Below are 17,201 nucleotides of genomic sequence, written 5' to 3'. Positions count from 1 at the left end.
CACCCATCAGGTCCTGCACCTCATGGAGTGGTCTTTTTCCATTTAACATACAAACTTCAATTATCATTCCTTATTTATAGTGTTCCAAGTATTTTCCTTCTTCAAAAATTTCTTGTGCACTTATTGCAGTCTACCTTGGATAAAAGTTGCTTTAATACACAGAACCCCAAATGTTAGATCGAAATTCTAACCTTTGGGGTTCACTAAATTAGATGAAACTTAACATATCTTTTTAATCAAATTCCACAATTTTTTGCACTACCGATACCTTATAAACATCTTTCGTATTGAGTAATATCGTCTGATAATGTTCCGTTTCAGTAAATGAATACCATGACTTCTCATTGAACCCATTAGTAATTTCTTCGGCAAATGATTCTTGTCCAATATTCGTCTTGATTTTATATTCCTCTTCTCGACTTTCGCCAAAGTAAAATTTCACCGTATATTCATAATCCATTAACCAACACCCCCCATCTATCCCTATCATGGGACAAATGGGATGGAAGTAATCATGAAGGATAATAAAAAGCCACAGTTTGTTAGTTGTGCCTCGTTCTGTGCATTTTCATGATGATTCATCTTTGAATTAGCCATCTGAGACGATTGCAACAATAGATGGCTCCTATTTAAATCACGTTATATGATTATCTTTACTTACCTTTTTTGAACAAGCCTGCTGCAACTGCTGCATCGAAACTATTTTTTGCAAATTGGGTTGGATTCCCGACATTCTCCCAATGCATATACATTAATCTAGGATTATCGAATAGCCAATGGTTGTGCACCGCCGTAACAGTAAGTCCTCTCTTACGAAGTTCTGTTAAAAATGGATTAATTTCCTCTTGAAGCACCACCGATTCACCAAGGTTTAGTGTGTTAGCGCCAATTCCTTCAAACGAAAGAGCGAATGGAAGGGCAAGTGGAGATCGAGTAGTTCGTCCAAGAATAGTAGCTTTAATGTCACGAAGGCGCTGAACAACACAAACTGGTGTTGCAGTTATAACTACCCCACCAATAATATTTGCAAGTTCTTGACATTTTATCGGACCTACACAACCACAAAATTTTTCTGTTTGTTTTTGTTGATGAGCATGATTATGCTGTTCCAATCTATTCACCTCCTTTTTATTTTCTAGTAATAATATATTCTCAAGGAAGCGACTTGACTGGGAAATTGAAGGACTAGCGCCTTTTAATCATAAATTTTTCTATCAATCTGTATTCATCTACCTAGCATTTAAGCCAATTGTCTATATAACCCCTCCTATTATGAAAGTAGCTAAACTAGAAAAATAGGTACTAGATGGTTTTATAATATTTGCTAAATACGACCGAAAAAAATATCCATCCTATAAAGGATAGACAGGAAGATTACGGTAAATTTAATTAATTGTTTTATATTAACGTTTGAATGCGCATAGTGAGGAATTACTGCTTAGACACCGCCATTCATAACAAGGCTAGAATCTCCAAAATTAAAATATCTGAGTCCAGTGAACTCAGATAGTAGAAGCTTTAATATGCCTAACTTTCCTTTAAACAATGATTACTGTTTATTCTTATTCGTAATATTTACTTTCCAATTTCTACTGCCTCTGAATAAAGGAACTTTTCGAGTTCGTCAACCCTATTTCCGTCTAATTGGTGTGTGAGCCCGAATGTTTCACCTTGGCTATTGTCATTTATAATACTATTGAGGTCTTGAAGTAATTCAGTGAAATACTTGAAACTGACTTTTAATTCTTCATATGCTTCAGCCGTGTCAATTCCTTGCTCTTCTTCTACCGATATCACATAATCAAGATGGCCCATGAAAGTTTGAAGTACATTTAAATTTTCAAAATCCTTTTCAAGATCTTCCCCTTGTACTCGAAAATATGACAATTCCTTAGTAAGACGATTTGCCCTTGAATAATATTCGTTCACATCGGTTGTTTTAGTAATATCTTCGGCATGATAGGCAATCCATGCCTTCAATGTTGGTTCGATTCCATAATCGTTAAATCCATCGGGTTTTGAAACGTCCTTCCAAACCTTTGAGGAGTTGACTTCAGTTTTAGTCTCAATTGTTACAACTTCATTTTCAGCTTCTTTTGCTTTTACTTGCTCAACTTTCTTTTCTTCTTCCGTACACCCCATTAATAAGCCACTAAGCAATAGACCCGTAAAAACTAATTTTATTTGCTTCATTTATATGACCCCTATAATCAAAAATATTTTATATATTTTACCATAAAAACCATTTTTGATAAAAATATTAGAATCTCCAAGAATAAAAATAACCTCTGAAATGAATGTAAAACTCCATTAGAAATCAGCTACCTAACAATCTTTTACTTTCATTAGGCCTTAGTTTTTCAATGTAATCAAACACTTCTCATATATTTCAATCTGTTCTATAGGAATTTGCTCTAACTTAAGATCTAATTTTTTCTTACTATCCTCCGCCTCTTCCCCGTTCCAGCAAATATAGATTTCGCAATAATCGCCTTTTGGAAAGTTATGAGGGGAATGGATTTTATTATCGTTATGCATGTCCCAAATGAAATCTCCTTTTGTTTGCAGTTCATAGACAAATAGTGTTGTAAAATGTTGATTCTTTACTATTTGGCGATCTTCACTTTCAGAGAAAACATAAGTAATGTTAACGTCTTCTTCTGTATAGTCGTCAATTGAGTCCTATATAGGTTACCATGCTCATTTTCTTGATCCTCCTAAATAAAAAAACACCCTGTAAATGTACAGGGCGTCAGCAACGTAGCTGTTGATAGCGTAAAAAGAGACGCATATGTAATGAAATGTCTACTTCACTTGCTGGCTTCACCAGTTCATTGAACACCTTCAGCAAAAAATGCGGAATGGAACGGGGCTTCAAGCGACGGGTTGTCCGCTTCCTTTTATAAGGCTTGCTACCGCAGTTGGTCCACTGTAATGGCTGATGCTTTAATCGTTTGGTATTGCGGCGGATTTTTTGGTTCAATATAGAGTGTTGTGTAATACGCGTCCGCAATAACAATCAAGTAAATAATGAATAGTAATCGTTTTGTTCAATAGTTCAAAAAATCATTTCTCCCTTTTTTAAATAAAACTTGTCTATTTATCATACGACCAACATAAAAAAAGGTTTCATTATTTTTGAAGGGAGACAAATTTTTGCCTCCCTTATGCCTCTAGACTTCTTCCACCATCATTTTCCCAACGATCAATGTCCCAATGGTCCTCATCTTTTTCTCTGTTTCTTGCTAATGCACTCGATTGAACGAATGACATATTGTCCCTCACCCTTTTCACACGTTCTTATCTAGTTTATGAAAGATGATGGGTTTTCGTTCATCGTAAGATTGGTTTTAATTTAAAACCTAAGGCAATCGCAGCACCGATACAGCTAGAGAGACAGCCAATCACTAAATACATACTAACCGTTGATTCCCCAATGACCACAGAGGCAATACCGCCAATCACGGGAAATAAAGCAACCATATAGCCACTCTTTGCCCCGCCAATTCTTTCCACCAGTTTTAAATAAAATAACCAGGCCAGAAAGGATGCGATGATGGTTAAATACAGTAGAGCCGATAAATAGGTGATGGATGTTGGTATCATGATGGTTTGTCCCTGCATCCAGACAATGCCACACATCACGGCACTTCCAACAGCGAAACCAATGGCATTGGCGTAAATAGGGTTTATATGCTGCTTAGCATTTCTTGCAGAGCTAGCATCCCCAATAGCTGTCAGTACCGTACCTAATAAAGCAATCAGGACACCTTTTAAATCTGCCAAGCCTGAAAAACTATGTAGAGTTGGATAGATTAAAACCCCAACACCCATGACCCCTAAAATACCACCAATTAAAACACGTCGATGTAATGGTTCTTTCAGAAAAATCCGTAGGGCAATGGGCGTTAAGATGACTTTTAATGAAAATATTAACGTTACAATTGCAGCTGAGCTCCACATTGTAGCATAGTAAAGTGCTAAATAACTAAATGCAAAATTACAAACACCAAAAACGATGATATAAGGGATATCTTGCTGTTGTGGCTTACCCTGTGGTTTCATGAACCAAGCAAGCATTAAAAATAACAGTGCTGTTATCACTAAACGATACGTTAAAGATAATTCTAAACTGACTGGCGTTCCTTGAATTTTGACTGCAATAAAATTCAGTCCCCAAACAATTAAACAAAAAATATACATAAAATTCGTCATACATGTTTCCTTCTTCGTTACAGTTGCCATCTTCCCATCATGATCGTGTGATAGTACTGATCATCTGCAAGACACTTCTCATTTTTCAAAATACCTTCCACTGAAAAGCCTACTTGTTGATAGAGCTGAATGGCTTTGTTATTTGTTTCTAACACCTCAGGTGCCATCTTCTTTATTCCATTGGCATCTGCCCAATCAAAGGATACTTGAAGCAGCTTTTCCAATGCCATAGCCCCAAAATACCTTACTGACTCCTACCCCAAATGTTACTTTATGAGCAAGTCTCTTTAGACTAGAGCCCTGACATCTGGAGAACCCTACAATTCGGTTACCAACGATCGCTACTAAGCATAGATTTTTGGGACTTTCTGTATCCTCTTTAATGAGCCGCTCAAAGCCAGCCTGATCGATAAACACCTCATCTTGTTCTCGGTCAAAATTTTCTGTTTCACCGTCTAATTGCCAGCGTAGCTCAGATAAGGCTTGTGCATCCTTTAAATCGAGCACTGCGGATAGTATAGGACAACTCTTTTCTATGAAACTCCTTGTCATCAATCAACATTTTGGAACTCGATAATCGGCTGAATTTCTACAAAGCGATGATGCCAAATGGATTCATGATGCTGGATGATTTGTGGTGCTGTTAATACCGAACCGTCTAAAGTGCTATGGGCATCCGCTATTAAAAGATTACGATGATAGCCATGACTAAATGCACTGCGGATCGTTGTATCAAGACAGAACTCTGTTTGAGCACCAGCAAAAATCAATTGCTCAATGGACTGTTGCTGTAAATAGGTGCCGAGCTCAGTTTGATAAAAAGCATCCCACGTTGTTTTTTGAATCACTTTATCCTCTGCTTGTCTAGAAAGTCCATGATACAGCTCCCATCCTGGCTGACCGAAGGCGAAATCATCGTCTTTATTGGCATCCGTGTGCTGTATAAAAATTATAGGTACAGCGTTATGACGTGCCCATGTAATCAGTGTATTGATATGTTTGATAAGGACTTCATTATTCCAAAGATGTGGTTGTCCTTCTAAAAAGAAAGCTTCTTGTATATCGATAATGATCAATGCTTGTTTCATAGAATTCTCCTTTTGCTTCCATATTAACTTATTTATTGTACAGAAAAATAACTTCCATTAAAAGAAAGTTTTGATAAAAAAGCACCTCAACAAGATAAAATGTTGAGGTGTAACTACATCTAATACACTCACAAAAACCCCCTTCATGGTAAAAACCACAAAGGGGGGATGATGTGCTTATTTCATTAATTCTTCTACGAACTCAACAGGTACATATGTTTTGCCTGATTCTAATAGAGCTGGGGCTACTTTAAATTGGCGAAGCGCTTTATTGTAGCCATATTCTTTTTGCCCTCGAGTAATTGTATAAGATAGTGCGCCTTTAGAAATGATGGCACCTTTTGATGTTACTTCTACTTTAAAGCCAAGTTCTTCTGCAATTAATCGTAGAGGTACCATTTTTGTTCCTTCTACTTCATAAAAGTCCTTATTGATTATGTCTTCAACAGCTGATTTATTTGGTGCTGGTTCCGGTGTTGGCTTTGGGTCCACTTCCACTGGCTCTTCTTTCTCGATTGTGTCTAACACGATCACTTTTGAAGGTGGTGTTTGAGCAGGAATGCTCATAGTGGCAATCGTGTAGAATACTACTAAATGCTGCTCTTTTAAATCATCCATTTTCACATCTCTACCGGAAGCACTCACTAGTTTCATGTCTTCCCCAACATTTAATTTTAAGTTGTTTTCAGTATCAACTAAATCTTTGTTAAAGAAATCAACTTCCACGCTACCCATTTCTTCTGTTTCGACAATAATTACTTCCGGGTTGTATTGCGGCGGATAAATAGCTAGCATAGGCTTTTTCGCATAAGAATACGCTGACACTTTATCCCCCTTTTGTAGCTTCACTTCTTTCCCCGTATTATCGAAAACAAGTGAATCCTTATTGGCGATCATAATATTCGTATTGTCACCATCAATCACTGTATAGTAAGTGCCATTTTCACGTACTTCTACTTTGTCAATTGTCCCTGTCACTTTAATAAAGACCGGCTGTACTTGTTGCTCCGAATTGTCCGTGTTCGTTACAACTGCCTCCACTTCGCTCGCTGATGCAGTTGGAGCTCCAAACGCGCCCCCTAATAATAATGCTGACATAGCAAATGGTACGACTTTCGTCATTTTCATACAAAAAGCATCTCCTTCATATCACGATTCATAAAAGTAGTCGTGTTTCCATGAAAAAGGTTACAATTTGGCCAAAATTTTTATGAAGTCTAATATTTTCAGAGATGCCTTCTTGTTTTTGGGTTCTTTTTCGCGGGTATTCACCTCTGCTTCGCGGGTATTCGCCTCTGCTTCGCGGGTATTCGCTTCTCTTCCGCGGGTATTCACTTCTGCTCCGCGGGTATTCACCTCTGCTTCGGGGTATTCACCTCTGCTTCGCGGGTATTCGCCTCTGCTTCGCGGGTATTCGCTTCCCTTCCGCGGGTATTCACCTTCGCTACAGGGATTCACATTCCTTCCGTGGCTATTCGCCTTCGCTCACAGGGATTCACTTCGTTCCGCGGGTATTCGCTTCCCTTCCGCGGGTATTCACCTCTGCTTCGCAGGTATTCGCCTCTGCTTCGCGGGTATCCACTTCCCTTCCGTGGGTATTCGCTTCTGCTTCGCGGGTATTCACCTCTGCTTCGCAGGTATTCGCCTCTGCTCCGCTGGGATTCACCTTCGCTAACAGGTATTAGCTTCTGCTCCGCGGGTATTCGCCTTCGCTCACAGGGATTCACTTCGTTCCGCGGGTATTCACTTCCCTTCCGCGGGTATTCGCCTCTGCTTCGCGGGTATCCACTTCCCTTCCGCGGGTATTCGCTTCCCTTCCGCGGGTATTCACCTCTGCTTCGCGAGTATTCGCTCCTCTTCCGCGGGTATTCACCTTCGCTCACAGGGATTCACCTACACTTCGCGGGTATTCGCCCCGCTTAAAAGATAAAGCGGAGGCGATTGAGGACTCGTTGGAGGAAGTATTGATGTTCGCTTTGCTGTGTTCTTAGCTCGCGGGCGACGTCGGGGTGGTCGGTGATGACGCCACTGACATTTTTCTCGATAAAGGTTTGTAGTGAACGATCGTCATTGAGGGTCCAGACAAATAAATCGGTTGGATGCTGCTTTAACTCCTCGATGAGCTGCTCGGTTACCCAGGATTCCTCTAATGCGATGAAATCAACATTTTCTTCCATCGGTCCGATATTGAGGGCATAGACAATGCCGACACGTAGATTGGGTACTATTTTTTTTAATTGCGTCATTTTCTGCCCATCCGCAGATTGCACATAGTAGGAATCAAGCACCTTATAGTTTCGAAGCTTTTCTACCAATTTAGGAAGAACATCTTCTGTTTCTTTGCCATGGACCTTTAATTCAATTAATAGCGACACATCTAAAGCTTTGGCAATTTCGATACAATCATCTAGCGAGGAAATTTTATCGCTAAAGCCATTTTGATGAATGGTTAACGATTTTAGTTCATTCAAGGTCATATTCGCTATCACGCCGTTTTTACCAGCTAATCGTCGTAAAGTTCGATCATGAAAAACGACAAATTCACCATCGACGGTTTGCTGAATATCGATTTCTATCAAATCAGCCCCTGCATTGGCTGCGCTCACCAACCCACTAATCGTATTTTCTACATTGCCTGCTACATAGCCTCGATGGGCAATAATTTTGGTATCAGGCGCATAAACACTTTTCTCTAAAGAATTCATGTTCATCATACTTAATACGATAAACACGATGAAACTAATGAATAGCAATGGTTTATAGCGTCGCTTCCTATATGAAGCAACGTTAAATTTGCCTAGCACAGACGTATTATAGGTGATGGCAACCATGACTTGTGAAAACATGGCCTGTAATAAACTAAAAAGCACCACAAAGACCATTTCTAGAAAAGCGAGTGTCAACCCGGCAGTAACGAGTGCAGCACTTGGCATTAACCGTTCTATAATATAAAGTGGAAACGTACTAATGACCGTTATCCCTAGCATCATTAGCAAATGACCTGTTAAAAGCATTGCCAGTAACACTAACAATTCAAATAAACCTCGCTTCGAAAATCGCCAGCTTTGCTTGAATGAGCGTAAAATGGAGATGTTCGGTTGGATTGTAAAAATAGGTAAGGTCAAAATACTTCGGATACCGATCATTACTAAAATGCTTGCCACTGCAGCATATGCTAGTCTACCTGCTCGAGTACTCATTATTTCTTCGGTTAAAAAATGTGGAAGTGAGATGGATTGGGTTAAGGTGAGTGGTAGCATAAAAGAAGCGAGTGGCAATAATAGGGCAAGATAGACGATTAAAAATAAGATTTGGACACTAAAAAAATAAACAACCTTACGATTCAACTGCTGCCATAAAGGAAAAAATCGATAGCGCATTCCTCTTTGCTGATGAAAAGCCATTAAGAACAATAAGCCCATTTCATAATAGACAAATAATAAAAACAGTAACATTAATAGACAAATCATCATGATGACAAAGGGATGCGCCACAAAACTTTGCCAATTTTGCTCTGTAATATGTGTAAATCCCGTTACTCGTAGCGTGAGCTTAAAGACGATAGAGGTAACAGGGATTATCAATAAAAATTGAAAGATTCTAATCAATGCGAAAACCTGTACATAATCTAAACGATAAGCATAAATATTGTAGACAGCCTGTCGCATTACTTGTCCTGCCTTGTGCACATACTCACCCCTGTCATGCTGTTAAAATAGCTCTCTACTAACGTATGTTCATACTGCTATGGCCCATTACTCAAAGCATGGAAAATAGCTATTTGTTCAAGTATTCTATGCGCCAAAGTAGGAGAAGAATTGTGTTGTTCTCTTGATTATCATGCAACAAATAATCTGAAACCCCATTTGTTGGCTCGTTCTTTTCTATTTTCTTGAAACTTTTTCGAAGGCTATCCAGTATATAACTAGATACCCACTAGAGAAAGGAGCGCAAACATGAAATTCAACCTTGGCGATGTCATTAGTACGATCGTTCTGTTATGTATGTTTCTCGCAATCTTTTTCGTGATGATTCATATGATTAAAAAAATGAAATCAACTACCCCTGTGCCTCCTCCCCCAACCACACAACAGCAAGTAGAGGACTTAACAATTCGTGTCGCAAACCTAGAACAACAAGTTAAACAATTAGCCGACAGAAAATAGCCACATCAAAAAATCGCTGCAAAGGTTATCCTTTACAGCGATTTTCATAGACAATTTTGCCATCCACAACCGTACAGGCTACTTGAATTTGAGGGAGGTGCTCGATCTCCACATGAAAAAGGTCCTCTTGTAAAATTGTAAAGTCAGCTGCATAGCCCGCTGCAATTTTGCCCCTAGTATTTTGCTGACCAATAATTTCTGCAGCCCCTACTGTATAGAGTCGAACTGCCTCAAAACGAGAGACTTTTTCCTGTGAATTATAGCCATAATGAGTTTCCCCAACATTTCTCCTTGTGACAGCAGCATAGATTCCGACTAACGGATTCGGTACTTCAATCGGCGCGTCACTGCCCCCTGCTACAATAAGCCCTCGGTCAAGCAGTGACTTTAAAGGATGTAAGCCCTGCGCTCGTTTCGTCCCGAGTCTAGACAGTTCTGCTTGATATTCCCCTTGCACAAACTGCGGCTGCATATCAACGGCAACTGGTAAGTCAGCTAGCTTGGATAAAATGTCATCATCCACTAAACTACAATGAATGACTCGATCAAGCTGACCTTCTTGTGGTGGGTTTGCTGCAAAGATTGCTAAAATCGTCTCTATAGCTAAATCACCGATGGCATGCACTGCAACAGTTTGTCCGTAGTGACGAGCCAATTGAACATACTTCGTTAATTGCTCCGTAGAATGAATCAGCATCCCTGCATTGCTTGGATCATCGCAATATGGTTGACGTAGCGCAGCTGTGCGACCTCCAAAGGCTCCATCGATAAAAATTTTCATGGCGCCAAACTCCAAGTATGGTGAAGAAAGTAGATCCATTTTCACGACTTCTTCAAAGACCGTATGATGCTGTAGTAAATGCACTTTAAAGGATTGCTGTGCCTCCACTATTTTGCGATAGGCCTGAATCGGCTGACTTGGTGGCCCGTAATAGCTTAAATCCTCAGAATGACCACCTACTAAACCATAGGATTGGAGTGAGACAATCGCTTTTGCCAGAGCATCCTCAATATAAGCTGGTGTAATGTGGGGCATATGATTAACAATTAAATACAAGGCCGCATCCTTTAGCACACCAGTAAGCTGACCATCAACTTTGTCAATGACACCGCCCTCTGGTGATGGAGTAGTGCTAGTAATCCCTGCAAATGCAAGTGCCTTGGAATTGGCTAAAATTAAATGATGGCAGCTACGTTTTACAATTAAATGGGCTTCTCCTAGTGCATCTAGCTCCGCTAATGTCGGAAAAATGGGTTCATCAAATTGGTTTTCATTTAATCCAATTGCAATGACCCATTCCTGTGCGGAAGCATGGGACATTCGCTCTTGTAGCTTCTCGAGTAGCATATCCTTACTTGTCACCATGGAGACATCAATATGCTTTAGTTTTTCACCGTAACCGATAATATGTAAATGGCTATCAACAAAGCCTGGGTACATCACACTGCCTTGTAAATGTTGGATAGAAGCAGCTAGTGGCGACAAGCTCTCTACTGAGCCTGTCGCCACAATTTTTCCATCTTCTTCAAGGACTGCTTCCACTGTTTCACCAACTTGAGCCATCGTGTAAATCTTTCCACCTGTCCATAATGTTGCCAAAACAATTCCTCCTATGTCCTATGCTGTTGCTTCAATTAAATGTGCACTTGCTAAGCGGCGGCGAACAATAACACCAATCCACGCTGCAAGCACCGCTTTAACGATTCCTACTACGATAAATGGAGCAACACCGCCCATAAAGGCAGCTGTCCATGTATAGTCCGCTACAATTTTTAACCATACAGTACCGAACGCCAATGTTACACACATCCCAATAATATTTGCAATAATTGCTTGTACGAATGAAATACCAAATTTATCTAAGTATAAGCCCATAATAATCGCTGTAGCAAGGAAACCAACGATATATCCACCAGTTGGACCAACTAAAATTGCCAGCCCACCTGACATACCGCTAAATACAGGTAACCCTACTGCTCCTAATAGCATATAAAGCAGCACAGATAATGTCCCAAGTCTTGTCCCTAATATCGTCACCACGATGCCAACCGCTAATGTTTGTCCTGTAATCGGAATGAGTGGTAGCGGGATCGTCACCTGTGCAAGAACTGCAATAATGGCTGCACCAAATGCCGCTAACACGTATTGATATGTACTTCCTTTTTTCAATGTAAAAAGCCTCCCCTTGTGCGTTAACTAATTATAAAAATAAGTTAACACAAAGATAATGCAAATGAAAACGGTTGTCAATCTATTTTAGAATAAAAAAAGAAATTGCTAGATAAGCATAGCAATTTCCTTGCAAAATTATTACCATAGAGGTTCATTCATTGGATCTTTTTCTTGTAGCTTATACACATAGGGCACTAATTGATGATAAAAAATGAGCATCCCTAATAAAAAGAAAATAATACCGATAAAATAATGATGGAAAACATGCTGCAGCATAATAAATAATGGGATTGGCATCGTGAGAACGCCCCCTATTTGTATCGATTTTTTCGTACGATACTGTTTTTGTCCACAATGAGGGCACACAATTTCACTATTTTTGCGGTACAATTTACGGGCTTCCTTCTCAGACCAGCTCTCCCCACATTCAATACAAACCGGTAAACCATAGCCTTTTTTCACTAAAAAACGTTTGACAATATAGGTTGCACCTATAAATATGCCTAGTAAAAGAATGCCTCTTACATAATCTGATTCAAATAATGACCACCAGCTCGACGTATCCTCTTGTAATCTCGCTGCCTGATGACCTGTTGTATGCTGTTCCTTCTGCTGCGTTAGTAAATAGCTAAAACCAATGACGAAAATAGTAAAGGTCGCTAACACAATACGATATGTCCATTGACCACCTGCTTTGCGTTGAACTTTTCGTTGTGCTTGACCCGCGATTATTTGTTTCCGGTTCTTTGAAAGCTTGACATCTTGTAGCTCTTTTAATAGATTTTCTTTAAATCGATTCATTGTGTAGCACCTCCCAATCAAAGTCACCCATTGCTATTGCCAATTGTTTGCGAGCTCGCTGTAATCTTGTGCGAATCGTTGCTTCTGGACAATTAACAAGCTGTGCGATCTCCACTGTCGACATCTCCTCAAAATAATACAATATCAAAACCTCTCGATAGGAAACGGATAAGGTAAACAACGCTTCTGTTAGCTCTTTTTTAACGGATTTTTCAAGTATCTCCTTTTCAGGTGTAACAGTTGTTGTGCGACCCGTGATCTTTTCAAATAATGTCAGCCGTTTGCTTTTCCAGCTCCGTAAATAATCATGACTGCGATTGACCGTCATTTTCACTAAATATGTACGCAATGATGCTTCCTGTCGAAATTGTTCCTGCTTTTGATAAAAAGCAATGAACACATCTTGGACGATGTCCTCCGCCGTTGTTATATTTTTCACATATAGATAGGCGACCTTTAGTAAGTAATCACCATGCTCCTCGATGATCTGCTCAATATCCATCATTGCTCTCACCTTCTTTCTACACTACTGACGGACGCCACTATCATTACGATTCATTTTTTTACAAAAAAAAATAAAAAATCCGTAATGGCCGCTTTTTAAGCAATTACGGATTCAACCCATCTATTAAATACCTATTTCTCGCATTGTTGCTACCACTTTGGCCAATCTATCGGCTACATTCGAGCCAACGAATTTTGGCAAGCGCATTTCACTGACGATTGCGCCATCACACATAAAGAGGATACGCTCCGTTCTCGCAGCAATTTTAGGATCATGTGTGACAAGCATAATCGTTGTACCTTCCCTATTTATAGAGACTAGTATATCCATAATTGCCTGGGCAGATGTTGAATTTAAAGCACCTGTTGGCTCATCCCCAAAAATCATTTGTGGATTGTTGATTAAAGCCCGACAAATGCCCGCCCGCTGAAGCTGACCACCGGAAACCTGGGTGATATCTCGCTTTGCCAAGTCTTCAATCTCCATTTTGTTCATGAGCTGTAGCGCCCTTTCTGTCAAGGCCTTCACATTTTTCCGCTGATCACGCATGGCTGGTAGCAGGATATTATCCAGGATATTCAAGCTTTTTAGAAAGGTTGGCTGCTGGAACACAAAGCCCATCCTTGTTCTACGCAGATTGGCAAGTTCCTTGTCATCTAAGGAGGTTACATCTAGACCATCAAAAATAACACGGCCATGATCAATGCTATCCATCCCACTTAGTGCATACAAGAGCGTGGACTTTCCACAGCCTGACGGTCCCATAATGGAAACGAACTCCCCTTCAGCTATTGCAACGGATACGTCTAATAAAACGGGGTGCTGTTCATTGCCTATTAGAAATGATTTTACGATGTGCTCACCACTCACTAAGGTCTTCATCTCATTCTACCCCCTTATATGATCCATTATTTTTATTTGCCCCGCCCTTGATGTACCAATAATCGTTGCAAGTAAAACGACGCTTATGAGTACTAATGGGCAAAAAACATAAATAGCTAGTGAATTAATCGTAAAATTAAATGAAGCTGCACCAAATGAGGCAATGACCTTGCTTGTGAGAAATTCTCCTAGCGTATTTGCGAGTAAGTTCCCTATTAAAACAGCTACTAATACAACAAGGATCGAACGTGCGACATATTGTGTGGCGACATCTCCATTTGTAAAGCCCAATGATTTCATAATAGCGATAGATGATCGATCCTTCGTCATCAACATCTTCATAAATAAGCATGTCACGAGCACAGACAGCAGTAGGGCAATGATGAGTGATGCATTAGAAGCTTTTTCTATAGAGTGGATCGTTGCCCCAAATGTTTGGTTAATATAATCATCAATGCCTGATACCTTGGCAAAATAAAATGCATCCGTATATTCCTTCACCTTTTCTTCGACCTGTGACGGATTTGACATCGTTCCATAAATGACACGCCATACGCTTTCTGTTGAATGGTCAGAGAAGGCAGCCTTAGCTGTTTTGCCACCATTAGTTATATCTGAATAAATACCACTCACTACTAGGTTTTTCTTTTCACCATTGATGACTAGTGACATAACATCACCAACCTTTTTATGAAGCTCCTCTGCATTCAAAACTGAAAGCGCCATTTCATTTTGTGCAACAGGCGCCCTACCTTGGGCATACGTTAGAGGAAAGATTGTATGGTCGCCAAGCTCAATTTTTAGATTTTCTTCCGTCCCATCATCTGTAATGGCTTTGAATTTTTTTGTCGTCAAAACGGTATATTCCTTGATGGCTGTATCCTTTTCTAGCGTTTTTATGATGGTAGCTACAGCCTTTTGGTGACCTTGTGGGATATCTATTCGAATGTCACTATCGCCAATCCCCATATGTGTTATAAAGCTTTTGCTAGAAATTGTGTTCGATACATTTTGAGGAACAATGATCATAAATGTCGCCAACAGTAGGACGGCAAGCATAGTGGCATACAACCTTTTGCGTGAGAGCACGTCATTTATGCCTAAAAAGAGATTAATAGGAAGCCTTTTGTTAGAGCTGAGGTTCAAATAAGATGCATGACCAGCTTTTCCTTGCATTGTACCGAAGCGAATAGCTTGCGTGGCAGATAGCTTGCGAAATTGTCTAAGAACGGATTGTACATAACCTATGATGGCAAGAAACACGAGCAGTAATCCGATGATAGTAAACAACCATACGAAAGGGGTATTGTTTGTTTCTCCCATATACAAACGGATATTTTCAAGCAGTGTATCCCGTAGCAGGAAAGAGCAGGCAAAGCCAAGCATACAGCCAAGTCCCGCAATGGCGGCATATTTAGCTAGATACATTCTTTGAATATCCGTAACTTGTATGCCAATCGCTTTCATCACACCAATTTCACGATAATCCTCTTCAATTTTAGCTAGTAATGTAAAACGAATACACATAAATGCAATCGCTACAACGAGGATACTAATTAGTAGAATGACCGCAATCATCAACCCGTCCGTTAGGGCATTTAGCATTTTGAAAAGTGGAAACGTAATGGTCGGACCGTTCGCTTCTAGTCCTGCAAACGCATAGGCTTCTTCAAAGTCTTTTAAATCAGCTAAATGGTTAAGCCGAAATTCAATTAAATATTCCATCGTACCTGCCCTTTGAATCGCCGCGAAATCCTGCTCACTGACAAGAAAACGTTTAGAAGATGCTAACATAGAATTCATTTGTGAATCCCGTAAAAACCCTGCAACCGTCAACGACTGATCATGTACTGTTACGGTATCCCCCACTTTGGCTGTGCCATCCTTCCAGTAGCTAACCGGAAGATAAATATCACCATTTGCTACTTCAATTACACGGCCATCAATGTCCAGTAAATAATCGAAATGCTCACTTTGTATACTAAACCCATGGTCCTGTACGCTTTGTGCTAGTGTTTTACCAGCTATGTTAATGTTGGAACCATCTACATTCAGAAATTTATTGATCTGAAATTCTTCTACACGTTTATCCTGTTCCGCAAAAAGAGCAAGCCTTTCCGTATCGATTTCTCCTGCATGCATCTGTAAAAAATGAGCTGTTTCTGCCTGTTTCATTAGAGAATCAATAGCACTAGATAAGTGGACGATGAGCACAGCCGATAGCGTGACAAGCATTGCTGCAGCTACCACAAATAGCGTGGTCATACCTGTAATTAGCTTGCTATTTGCCATATCATTTCGCACAATTTTATAATACATAGGTCACCTCTTAGTAAGTTTTTTACTTTCATTCAACCTAACAAGACCCAAGAATAGTATTATTTCGTACCGCTTTCGCCTTCATTGCCAAACATTTGCATCATGTACAGCAAGCTACCACTTTCAACACCAAGCATTCGTTCCACATTAAAAATAAATGCTGGGATACGGGCAGCCCGTTCTTCTTCCGACATTACCACCAGATCATCATCAAATACCGTATTGGTATAAGCGATAATCATTTCCATACATTCATACGGATACGGTGTGTGATAAATACCCTGCTCAATACCTTCACGGATTATGGACGTAAGAATAGGTGGTACTTGATTAAGAATCACTTGCTGTATTTTTCGATGCATCAATGCATTTTGTGGTTTATGAACATGCTCCATGATCTGCTGACCACTGTGTTCATTTTGCACATTCAGTGCCATCACCACACGCAGTATGCGCTCATTTACAGCTATATTCTTGTCTGCTGCAATGGTTTTTGCCTTTGCTAGCATCGTACTTGTATAGCGCTCAATAAGGGCGTCCATAATATCTTCCTTCGACTTAAAGTGATAATATAATGTGCCTCGTGCAATGCCCACTTTTTCAAGAATTGCACTCGTGCTTGTGCCGTCAAAACCCTTCTGGGCAAATAATTCATCTGCTGCATCTAAAATTTCATTTCTGCGTTCTTCTGCTTTCTTCATTTCCCTCATCAAGATAACCCCCTCATTTGACCGACTGCCTGTCGATATATCTTTTTTACATCGTAGCATAGGACAACTCCTATTGGCAATAATTTCAACAAAAAAGAATCTGCATCATGCAGACTCTTATTTTTGTATTTCTTCATTTTTTCGATATTCCAAAATATCACCGGGCTGACAATCTAACGCCTCACAAATTGCCTCTAATGTTGAAAAGCGAATGGCTTTGGCCTTGCCATTTTTTAAAATAGATAGGTTTGCCATTGTGATGCCAACTTTTTCTGATAGCTCTGTTACACTCATTTTCCGTTTCGCCAGCATTACATCAATATTGATGATCATCGCCATAAT

The 17,201-nt window shown here is 39.9% G+C and carries 17 protein-coding genes and 1 pseudogene; 1 reads left to right on the top strand and 17 read right to left on the bottom strand.

Going from position 1 to position 17,201, the window contains the following annotated elements; all coding sequences use genetic code 11:
• Positions 1 to 232: 232 nt before the first annotated feature.
• The 9 genes and pseudogenes from OU989_RS08775 to OU989_RS08735 all read right to left on the bottom strand — a co-directional run bounded on the left by OU989_RS08775 (position 233) and on the right by OU989_RS08735 (position 8,992).
• Positions 233 to 460: a hypothetical protein gene (locus tag OU989_RS08775; protein WP_274796763.1), complete on the bottom strand. Its 228-nt coding sequence runs from the start codon at positions 458 to 460 to the stop codon at positions 233 to 235.
• 26 nt (positions 461 to 486) lie between these two features.
• Complete coding sequence (locus OU989_RS08770) at positions 487 to 615, bottom strand: hypothetical protein (protein WP_274796762.1); 129 nt, start codon at positions 613 to 615, stop codon at positions 487 to 489.
• A 38-nt stretch (positions 616 to 653) separates the two neighbouring features.
• Positions 654 to 1,046, bottom strand: a complete 393-nt coding sequence (locus tag OU989_RS08765; protein WP_274797301.1) for a DUF1259 domain-containing protein — start codon at positions 1,044 to 1,046, stop codon at positions 654 to 656.
• 529 nt (positions 1,047 to 1,575) lie between these two features.
• A complete protein-coding gene (locus OU989_RS08760) occupies positions 1,576 to 2,193 on the bottom strand; it encodes a hypothetical protein (protein ID WP_274796761.1) in 618 nt (205 codons plus the stop codon).
• Between the two features lie 1,140 nt (positions 2,194 to 3,333).
• Complete coding sequence (locus OU989_RS08755) at positions 3,334 to 4,215, bottom strand: DMT family transporter (RefSeq protein WP_274796760.1); 882 nt, start codon at positions 4,213 to 4,215, stop codon at positions 3,334 to 3,336.
• 17 nt (positions 4,216 to 4,232) lie between these two features.
• Positions 4,233 to 4,777: pseudogene (locus OU989_RS08750) on the bottom strand (N-acetyltransferase family protein).
• The gene (locus OU989_RS08745; RefSeq protein WP_274796759.1) at positions 4,767 to 5,303 is read right to left on the bottom strand and encodes a cysteine hydrolase family protein; all 537 of its coding nucleotides are present in this window, start codon (positions 5,301 to 5,303) and stop codon (positions 4,767 to 4,769) included. Before OU989_RS08745 ends, OU989_RS08750 begins: the two are co-directional and overlap by 11 nt.
• A 177-nt stretch (positions 5,304 to 5,480) precedes the next feature.
• A complete protein-coding gene (locus OU989_RS08740) occupies positions 5,481 to 6,431 on the bottom strand; it encodes a stalk domain-containing protein (protein WP_274796758.1) in 951 nt (316 codons plus the stop codon).
• Between the two features lie 791 nt (positions 6,432 to 7,222).
• A complete protein-coding gene (locus OU989_RS08735) occupies positions 7,223 to 8,992 on the bottom strand; it encodes a glycerophosphodiester phosphodiesterase (RefSeq protein ID WP_274796757.1) in 1,770 nt (589 codons plus the stop codon).
• A 267-nt stretch (positions 8,993 to 9,259) separates the two neighbouring features.
• Here OU989_RS08735 and OU989_RS08730 point away from each other — a divergent pair, with 267 nt between their 5' ends.
• Complete coding sequence (locus OU989_RS08730) at positions 9,260 to 9,469, top strand: hypothetical protein (RefSeq protein WP_274796756.1); 210 nt, start codon at positions 9,260 to 9,262, stop codon at positions 9,467 to 9,469.
• Between the two features lie 25 nt (positions 9,470 to 9,494).
• Here the strand turns inward: OU989_RS08730 and OU989_RS08725 are convergent, their stop codons facing one another.
• The 8 genes from OU989_RS08725 to OU989_RS08690 form a co-directional block, all read right to left on the bottom strand.
• A complete protein-coding gene (locus tag OU989_RS08725) occupies positions 9,495 to 11,069 on the bottom strand; it encodes an amidohydrolase (RefSeq protein WP_274796755.1) in 1,575 nt (524 codons plus the stop codon).
• A gap of 18 nt (positions 11,070 to 11,087) precedes the next feature.
• On the bottom strand, positions 11,088 to 11,639 hold the full coding sequence (locus tag OU989_RS08720) for a biotin transporter BioY (RefSeq protein WP_274796754.1): 552 nt from the start codon (positions 11,637 to 11,639) through the stop codon (positions 11,088 to 11,090).
• A gap of 141 nt (positions 11,640 to 11,780) precedes the next feature.
• A complete protein-coding gene (locus OU989_RS08715) occupies positions 11,781 to 12,443 on the bottom strand; it encodes a TIGR04104 family putative zinc finger protein (protein ID WP_274796753.1) in 663 nt (220 codons plus the stop codon).
• The gene (locus OU989_RS08710) at positions 12,430 to 12,948 is read right to left on the bottom strand and encodes a sigma-70 family RNA polymerase sigma factor (protein ID WP_274796752.1); all 519 of its coding nucleotides are present in this window, start codon (positions 12,946 to 12,948) and stop codon (positions 12,430 to 12,432) included. The genes OU989_RS08715 and OU989_RS08710 overlap by 14 nt, the downstream gene beginning before the upstream one ends.
• Before the next feature lie 123 nt (positions 12,949 to 13,071).
• The gene (locus OU989_RS08705) at positions 13,072 to 13,830 is read right to left on the bottom strand and encodes an ABC transporter ATP-binding protein (RefSeq protein WP_274796751.1); all 759 of its coding nucleotides are present in this window, start codon (positions 13,828 to 13,830) and stop codon (positions 13,072 to 13,074) included.
• Between the two features lie 6 nt (positions 13,831 to 13,836).
• Positions 13,837 to 16,149, bottom strand: coding sequence for an ABC transporter permease (locus OU989_RS08700; RefSeq protein WP_274796750.1), 2,313 nt, complete (start codon positions 16,147 to 16,149; stop codon positions 13,837 to 13,839).
• A 59-nt stretch (positions 16,150 to 16,208) separates the two neighbouring features.
• A complete protein-coding gene (locus OU989_RS08695) occupies positions 16,209 to 16,859 on the bottom strand; it encodes a TetR/AcrR family transcriptional regulator (RefSeq protein ID WP_274796749.1) in 651 nt (216 codons plus the stop codon).
• A gap of 117 nt (positions 16,860 to 16,976) precedes the next feature.
• The gene (locus OU989_RS08690; RefSeq protein ID WP_274796748.1) at positions 16,977 to 17,198 is read right to left on the bottom strand and encodes a helix-turn-helix domain-containing protein; all 222 of its coding nucleotides are present in this window, start codon (positions 17,196 to 17,198) and stop codon (positions 16,977 to 16,979) included.
• Positions 17,199 to 17,201 lie beyond the last annotated feature (3 nt).

Source organism: Lysinibacillus irui, from assembly GCF_028877475.1.
GTDB classification, from domain to species: domain Bacteria; phylum Bacillota; class Bacilli; order Bacillales_A; family Planococcaceae; genus Lysinibacillus; species Lysinibacillus irui.
Note: the sequence above shows the minus strand (reverse complement) of the source record. Positions and strands in the feature narration are given on the sequence as shown.

What these genes read in the sequence shown, in the direction of transcription:
- OU989_RS08775 (WP_274796763.1), bottom strand. Translation starts at nt 460, where the DNA reads ATGGATTATGAATATACGGTGAAATTTTACTTTGGCGAAAGTCGAGAA.
- OU989_RS08760 (WP_274796761.1), bottom strand. Translation starts at nt 2,193, where the DNA reads ATGAAGCAAATAAAATTAGTTTTTACGGGTCTATTGCTTAGTGGCTTA.
- OU989_RS08755 (WP_274796760.1), bottom strand. Translation starts at nt 4,215, where the DNA reads ATGACGAATTTTATGTATATTTTTTGTTTAATTGTTTGGGGACTGAAT.
- OU989_RS08745 (WP_274796759.1), bottom strand. Translation starts at nt 5,303, where the DNA reads ATGAAACAAGCATTGATCATTATCGATATACAAGAAGCTTTCTTTTTA.
- OU989_RS08740 (WP_274796758.1), bottom strand. Translation starts at nt 6,431, where the DNA reads ATGAAAATGACGAAAGTCGTACCATTTGCTATGTCAGCATTATTATTA.
- OU989_RS08730 (WP_274796756.1), top strand. Translation starts at nt 9,260, where the DNA reads ATGAAATTCAACCTTGGCGATGTCATTAGTACGATCGTTCTGTTATGT.
- OU989_RS08715 (WP_274796753.1), bottom strand. Translation starts at nt 12,443, where the DNA reads ATGAATCGATTTAAAGAAAATCTATTAAAAGAGCTACAAGATGTCAAG.
- OU989_RS08710 (WP_274796752.1), bottom strand. Translation starts at nt 12,948, where the DNA reads ATGATGGATATTGAGCAGATCATCGAGGAGCATGGTGATTACTTACTA.
- OU989_RS08705 (WP_274796751.1), bottom strand. Translation starts at nt 13,830, where the DNA reads ATGAAGACCTTAGTGAGTGGTGAGCACATCGTAAAATCATTTCTAATA.
- OU989_RS08700 (WP_274796750.1), bottom strand. Translation starts at nt 16,149, where the DNA reads ATGTATTATAAAATTGTGCGAAATGATATGGCAAATAGCAAGCTAATT.
- OU989_RS08695 (WP_274796749.1), bottom strand. Translation starts at nt 16,859, where the DNA reads ATGAGGGAAATGAAGAAAGCAGAAGAACGCAGAAATGAAATTTTAGAT.
- OU989_RS08690 (WP_274796748.1), bottom strand. Translation starts at nt 17,198, where the DNA reads ATGGCGATGATCATCAATATTGATGTAATGCTGGCGAAACGGAAAATG.